At 67.5% G+C, this 6,551-nt stretch carries 7 protein-coding genes; 6 read left to right on the forward strand and 1 reads right to left on the reverse strand.

The genetic code is table 11. The features are described 5' to 3' along the window. From ENSA7_RS11020 to ENSA7_RS11045, 6 genes are all read left to right on the forward strand, one after another. Nucleotides 1–1,323: a pyridoxal phosphate-dependent aminotransferase gene (locus ENSA7_RS11020; protein ID WP_342352821.1), complete on the forward strand. Its 1,323-nt coding sequence runs from the start codon at nucleotides 1–3 to the stop codon at nucleotides 1,321–1,323. A gap of 14 nt (nucleotides 1,324–1,337) precedes the next feature. Further along, nucleotides 1,338–1,775 (forward strand): hypothetical protein, encoded by a 438-nt coding sequence (locus ENSA7_RS43510; RefSeq protein WP_181233632.1) that lies wholly within the window; start codon nucleotides 1,338–1,340, stop codon nucleotides 1,773–1,775. Nucleotides 1,776–1,784: 9 nt separating this feature from the next. Continuing rightward, nucleotides 1,785–2,144, forward strand: coding sequence for a hypothetical protein (locus ENSA7_RS11030; RefSeq protein WP_106089195.1), 360 nt, complete (start codon nucleotides 1,785–1,787; stop codon nucleotides 2,142–2,144). A gap of 53 nt (nucleotides 2,145–2,197) precedes the next feature. After that, nucleotides 2,198–2,854 carry a 2-hydroxychromene-2-carboxylate isomerase gene (locus tag ENSA7_RS11035; protein WP_106089197.1) on the forward strand — a complete coding sequence of 219 codons (657 nt, stop codon included), beginning with the start codon at nucleotides 2,198–2,200 and terminating at the stop codon, nucleotides 2,852–2,854. Between the two features lie 12 nt (nucleotides 2,855–2,866). Continuing rightward, nucleotides 2,867–3,628, forward strand: a complete 762-nt coding sequence (locus ENSA7_RS11040; protein WP_106089198.1) for an SDR family NAD(P)-dependent oxidoreductase — start codon at nucleotides 2,867–2,869, stop codon at nucleotides 3,626–3,628. Between the two features lie 106 nt (nucleotides 3,629–3,734). Further along, nucleotides 3,735–5,528 carry an RCC1 domain-containing protein gene (locus tag ENSA7_RS11045; protein WP_106089199.1) on the forward strand — a complete coding sequence of 598 codons (1,794 nt, stop codon included), beginning with the start codon at nucleotides 3,735–3,737 and terminating at the stop codon, nucleotides 5,526–5,528. A gap of 78 nt (nucleotides 5,529–5,606) precedes the next feature. Here ENSA7_RS11045 and ENSA7_RS11050 read toward each other — a convergent pair whose 3' ends face one another. Then, entirely contained in the window at nucleotides 5,607–6,236 is a 630-nt protein-coding gene (locus ENSA7_RS11050) for a DUF4336 domain-containing protein (protein WP_146157573.1), read from the reverse strand. Nucleotides 6,237–6,551: the final 315 nt, after the last annotated feature.

Genomic DNA, 6,551 nt, shown 5'->3' on the forward strand with positions numbered 1-6,551 from the left:
ATGAGCGACGACGTTCAGGACTTGATGGAGTTTGCGGCGGCACCCAGCGAAGCGTCGGCGCGGCGCGTGTCGACCATGGCGACCGGCCTGGTCGGGAGCGAGATCCTCAAGATCGCGGCAGACATCCGTGAGCTGGTGCGTGGCGGCGTCGAGGTCTGCAACCTGACCGTCGGCGACTTCGATCCGGCCCAGTTTCCGATCCCGAAGCTGCTCGAGCAGAGCATCATCGACGCGCTCGCAACGGGTCACACCAACTACCCACCGAGCAACGGCCTGCCCGAGCTGCGCGAGTCTGTCGCGCGCTTCTATGCCCGTGAGCTCGGCCTCGGCTATGCCGCCGAGTCGGTGCTGATCGCGGGCGGCGGGCGCCCGTGCATCTATGCGGCCTACCGCGCGCTGGTCGACGCTGGCGACGTCGTCGCCTACCCGGTGCCAAGCTGGAACAACAATCACTACTGCCACATGCTCGACGCGACCAGTCTGCAGCTGGTCTGCGGGGTCGAGTCATCGTTCTTGCCCACCCGCGAGGCCGTGCTCGAGGCCCTGCCCAAGGCCCGCATGCTGTGCCTCAACTCGCCGCTCAACCCGACCGGGACCGCGTTCGACAAGGACGCGCTGAAAGGCATCTGCGAGGCGATCGTCGAGGAGAACCACCGCCGCGAGCGCGACGGTGAGCGGCCGCTCTATCTGTTGTTCGATCACATCTACTGGATGCTGACCTTCGACGGCGTCAAGCACTACACCCCGCCGGGCCTGGTCCCCGAGATGGCACGCTGGACCGTGTTCGTCGACGGCATCTCCAAGGCGTTCGCGGCCACGGGGGTGCGCGTGGGCTGGGCGGTTGGGCCGGTCGACGTGATCACGCGGATGTCGTCGGTGCTCGGCCACGTCGGCGCCTGGGCCCCGCGCGCCGAGCAGCTCGCGACCGTCGCCGTGCTCGACGACGCCGCCGCGATCGCCGACTACCACGCCAGCTTCAAGGCGGGCGTGCTCAATCGCCTGCAGCGGCTCCACACCGGGCTGCAGGCGCTGCGCGAAGCGGGGCTCCCCGTCGACACGATCGCGCCGATGGGCGCGATCTATCTGACGGTGCGCGTGCACCCGTTTGGCAAGACCACGCCAGAAGGCAAGACGCTCGAGAACAACGAGGACGTGCGCAAGTACCTGCTCGACGCCGCGCGGGTCGCCGTCGTGCCGTTTCAGGCGTTCGGCACTGGCGACGCGGGGCAGGGGTGGTTTCGCCTGAGCGTGGGGGCGGTCGCCGAGCAGCAGATCATCGACGCGCTGCCGCGGATCGCCGCGGCGCTGCGGGCTCTGAGCTGAGGTACCATCACGGGGTGCGCAGCCCCATCTTGACGTTCTCGTGTTCACTCTTGTTGATCGCGGGAGGCTGTGTCGACGACACCCCCGATGACGGGGACGTCGGGTTCGGCACCGACGGCGACGGGGACGGCGATGGCGACAGCGGAGACGGAGACGGCGACAGCGGCGACGGCGACGGCGACGGAGACAGCGGCGACGGAGACGGTGACCCCGGGGACGGGGACGGCGACAGCGGGGACGGAGACGGCGACCCCGGCTGCAGCTATCCGCTCGGCGCGGTCGAGCCGATGGCGATCGACGAGGTCATCACGCCCTACTCGTGGCCCACGGCGATCCATGGCGATGGCACGATGGCCGCGCTCGCGCTGCTCGACGCGCCTTGCGACACCGACGAGATCGTCGACTGGAGCCCGCACGAGCTGCTCGTGTTCATATCCATACCCGCCTGGTGACCGGCTTGTGTGCAGCACGCCAGTTCGGTCGTGCAAGTCGAGCAGCAGATCCTGGACGCGGGCGCGCAGATCATCTGGGTGCTCGAGCAAGACAGCTTCTTGCAGCCTGGCACCCCCGAGGGTTGCCGCAATTTCGTCGACTCCCAGGGCAGCAGCTTGGGCTGGTGCGTGGGCGATGCCGAGACCATGCCGGTCGCGGGCACCTTCGACAACTCGCCGTTCAGCCAGGCGCGCGGGTTCGACATCGTCGTCGTGCGCGAGACCATGACGATCGTGTATTCGACCAATCACGGGACCACCAACGGGAACGAGAACATCTCCGGCGAGGAGCTGCTCGCAGAGATCCAGGCGATCGCGGCCGGGCTGTAGCCGGGCGTCAACTTTGCTGGCGCGGTGCTGAGAATCATGAAACAACCACCGCTGTGAGCGCCCCCGTCGAATTTTGGTTCGATTTCATCTCGCCCTACGCCTACCTCGCGTGGCAGCGGATTCACCCGATCGCCGAGGCGCGCGGGCGGGCTGTCGTGTATCGGCCTGTGTTGTTTGCGAGCCTGCTCAATCACTGGGGCCAGCTCGGGCCGGCCGAGATCCCACCCAAGCGAGTTCACGCGTTCAAGCAGGTCAGTCGGCGGGCGCGGGCGCTTGGCGTGCCGATGATCCCGCCGCCGAGCCACCCCTTCAACCCGCTCCTGGGGCTTCGGCTCGCGGCGCTGGACCTGCCTGCGCCGCAACGACGCGCCCTGATCGACGCCCTGTTTCGGGCCGTGTGGGCTGGCGGGCCCGGGATCGACGATCCACAGGTCGTGGGTCAGCTCCTCGGCGACGCGGGCCTCGACGCCCAGGCGCTGCTGACCGCCGCGACCAGCCCCGCGCACAAGCAGGGCCTCATGGCCCAGACCCAGGCGGGGATCGACGCGGGCGTGTTCGGCATTCCTGCGATGGTCGTCGACGGCGAGCTGTTTTGGGGTGAGGACAGCCTCGACGATCTCGCGCGCTTCCTCGACGGCGAGGACCTGCTGGATCTCGAGGCGCTGCGGCGGTGGGCGGATCTTCCGGCCTCGGCCTCGCGCCAACGGTGAGCTGAGGCGCCGATGGCTGGCAGCGGTACCAGGGTCCTGATCGTTGGCGCGACCTCAGCGATCGCCAGCGAGGTCGCGCGCCTGTACGCGGCGCAGGGCTGCTCGCTGTACCTGCTGGCCCGCGATCCCGACCGCCTCGCCAGCTTGGTCGGCGAGCTCGAGCAGCTTGGCGCGGATCTACGTGGTCACGCGAGCGGTGATCTCGACGAGCTCCAGCACAACGCCGGGCGGATCGCCGCGGCGATCGAGGCGCTGGGGACGATCGACGTCGCCCTGATCGCCCACGGCTACCTCGGTGATCAGCGGCGCTCGGAGGCGTCGCTCGACGAAGCGCTGAAGATCCTCGCCACCAACCTCGCCAGTCCGATCTCGCTGCTGATCCCGCTGGCGAATCAGCTCGAGGCGCAGGGGGCAGGCCACCTCGCGGCGATCACCTCGGTCGCGGGGGAGCGCGGCCGTCCGCGAAATTTCACCTACGGCGCGGCCAAGGGCGGGCTGACCCGCTACCTCGAGGGCCAGCGCAGCCGCCTGCGTCCGCGCGGCGTGTTCGTGCACAACATCAAGCTTGGCCCGGTCGACACGCCGATGACCGCCAGCCATCGAAAGAACGCCCTGTTCGCCGACAGGCGAGCCGTGGCGCGGACGATCGTTCGGGTGCTCGAGCGTCGCCGCCATGCGATCTACGTCCCGTGGTTTTGGTGGCTGATCATGCTCGTCGTTCGGCTGGTTCCCGAGCCGCTATTTCAGCGATTGCGGTCGCTCTCGGGAAGGTAGCGCGGCTGAGCCTGCCCAAGTGGGGGCCACGGAGCCCGCCCTCCGAGTGGGTTTGATGTGACCAAACACCGCGCATTTGGCTCAACAACGTGTGTATGGTCCCCCGATGCAACGACCTCGAATCACTCTCCTCGCCCTGCTCGCGCTCGGGTCCTTCGCCTGCAAGTCCGATGAGCCCGCCGCCGGCGACTCGTCTGACAAACCAGGCGCCGCCAAACCAGGCGCGACGCCGGGCGACGACGCCGCCGCTGATGCGGCAACCAAGAAGATCGTCTCGATTCAAGCTGGCGCGCTGTCGACCTGTGCGCTGATCGAGGACGGCACCGTGCGCTGCTGGGGCGCCAACATCGAGGGACAGCTCGGCGTCGGCAAGGAGGCCGCCGACTTCCTCGAGAGCTACACGCCCGTCGAGGTCGTGGGCGTCAGCGGGGCCAAGAAGCTGTGGTCGACCGCCTCGTACTCGTGGGGCGGCGGGCACTCCGACGGCTACACCGACACCAGCTGCGCGCAGAAGGAAGACGGCAGCGTGCAGTGCTGGGGGCACAACGGCCTGGTGTTTGGCGATGGTGAGTACAAGAACCAGGCCTCGCCCATGGCCAACGCCGCGCTCGCCAACCTCGTCGAGTACGCGGCCGCGAGCGGGCACGCCTGCGGTGTGTGGCCCGACAAGACCGCCAAGTGCTGGGGCTCGAACGCGTTCGGCGTGGGCGGGGTCGGCAGCGACGACTCGGACATCAAGACCCCGACGGCCGTCAAGGACTTCACCGACGCCGCCGACGTGGGCTGTGGACAAAACCACTGCTGCGGCATGAAGGCCGACGGCGGCGTGTCGTGCTGGGGTTACGCCTCGAGTGGCCAGCTGGGCAACGGCACGAGCACCAAGACGAATGTCCCGGTCCCCGTGACCGGGCTCGCCGACGCGACCCAGCTCGCTGTCGCGACCAACACCAACTGCGCGCTGAAGAAGGACGGCAGCGTGGTGTGTTGGGGTCAGGACTTCGGCAACACGCCGGGTCCGGTCGAGGGCGCGACCGACATCACCCAGCTCGACGCGCAGGGCTTCGTCTGTGGCGTCAAGGCCGACAAGACGGTCGTGTGCTGGGGCCCGAACAGCTATGGCCAGCTCGGCGATGGCACCCAGGACGATCGAAAGAAGAAGGCTGCGCCGGTCAAGGGGCTGACGGGCGCGGTCCAGGTCGCCGTGGGTGTGCACCATGCCTGCGCGCTGCTCGAGGACAACAGCGTCAAGTGTTGGGGCAAGAACGGCCGCGGTCAGCTCGGCGATGGCTCGCTCGACGATCGGCTCGAGCCGGTCGTGGCTGCCCAGGTCGGGGCCGAGAAGCTGACGCCGCAAGCCGACGGCGAGCGGCCGACCGCGCTGCCGACCGACGGCAAGGTCGCCGAGCTCACGGGCGTGCCCGAGGGGTGCCCGAGCAAGGTCGAGCTGGTCGCCACCGTCGCGGGCAAGCCGTTCCCGTTCGTGGTGCGGAACATTGAAGCCAAGTGGGCCTGGCAGAACTTGGGCTACGCGGTCGAGTTCTCGAACTACGACAAGGACGAGAAGAACCAGTGGTCGATGCCGCGCGGCGGTCAGGCGCGGATTAAATTTGGGCTCGAGAAGTGGGTGATCGAGAACGGCGACGACGGCAAGGAGAAGGTCGTGCAGAAGCAAGCCGACATGGCCGAGCCCTACGTCACGGACTACACCGCCAGCTACCGGGCGACCAACGCTGCGGGGATCTACGACAATCACAAGCAGCGCTTCTTCAACAAGGGGCAGATCACGCTGAGCCACCTCGACGATAGCTGGGTGTGTGGCGAGATTGATCTGAGCCACGACAAGGAAGGGAACTCGCTCAAGGGCAAGTTCGCTGCGGCGATCCCTGCCAAGCCCGAGTGAGGGCGGCGGATTGGTTGCTGACGCCGTGCTCTGGGTTCGTGGGCACGGCGTCGCTCATTGGTTCACACCTGCTCGCGGCTAGTCGAGCCATGCGAACGCTTGCTCGAGGTGCTCGTGGGCTCCGTGCTCGATGCAGCGGCCGTGCGAGATGACCAAGCGATCGAAGTCCCATGCCAGCATGCGATCCCTGGCCGCTCGCGCGGCCTCGCGGTCGCGTAGGGTCCAGCGCCAGTCTCGGAGGACGCCGCCCTCGGGGGCGCCGACGCCGTTGAGTCGCTTGAGGGTTCGCCACAGCCAGTTGTCGGCGGTTGGCTCGTGGTTTTGGAAGATGTCGGTGAGGATCAGGGTTCGTGAGCGCCGGTGGAAGAAGACTGTCTCGGTGAGGACCTTTGAGCCGCGGAAGATTAGTTGATCGATGTCCTGAGACCAGCAGGCTTCGGCCTGGTCACCTAGATCTTGATCGAAGCGGGTCTGGACGCGCTCGGTCAGGTGCGGACCGGCCCAGGCGGTGGCGTAGGGGAACGCGTCGATCCATTCGCGGGCGAATAGGTGGTGGAATTTGTTGGGGGCGACGATGTGCTTGACTGGGCCTAGGGACTCGACGGCTACGATTAGTTCTACGGTGATCGCTACGGGGGAGTGTAGCCAGATGGCGCCGTTGGATAGGCGGATTATGCACATGCGGGTGTCGAATGGGATCCCGAGCATGTGTATGCGGGGGCCGGTTGCTAGCCAGAGTTCGTCTGCGAAGTGTTGGAGGACGGGCACCGGACTTGGAGTCTTTGCGTGTGACGGGGGGGTGAGGGGGGACTTGGAGGGATCCAGAGAGCCGGACTGGGAGTCTTTTCGGACCCACCCGTCACCGAGGAGATCCGGACTGGGAGTCTTTTCGGACGACCCGTCACCGAGAGGCCTGAGACCCTCCGTGAAGCCGCCAGAGTCGCACTTTCGCGCCAATCTTCGGCGCGCGGAGCCAAAAAATCCACCTCGCGCACGCCGCAGCACCCACTCTCGCCCCCGAAA

It is taken from the genome of Enhygromyxa salina, from assembly GCF_002994635.1.
Lineage (GTDB): Bacteria > Myxococcota_A > Polyangia > Nannocystales > Nannocystaceae > Plesiocystis > Plesiocystis salina_B.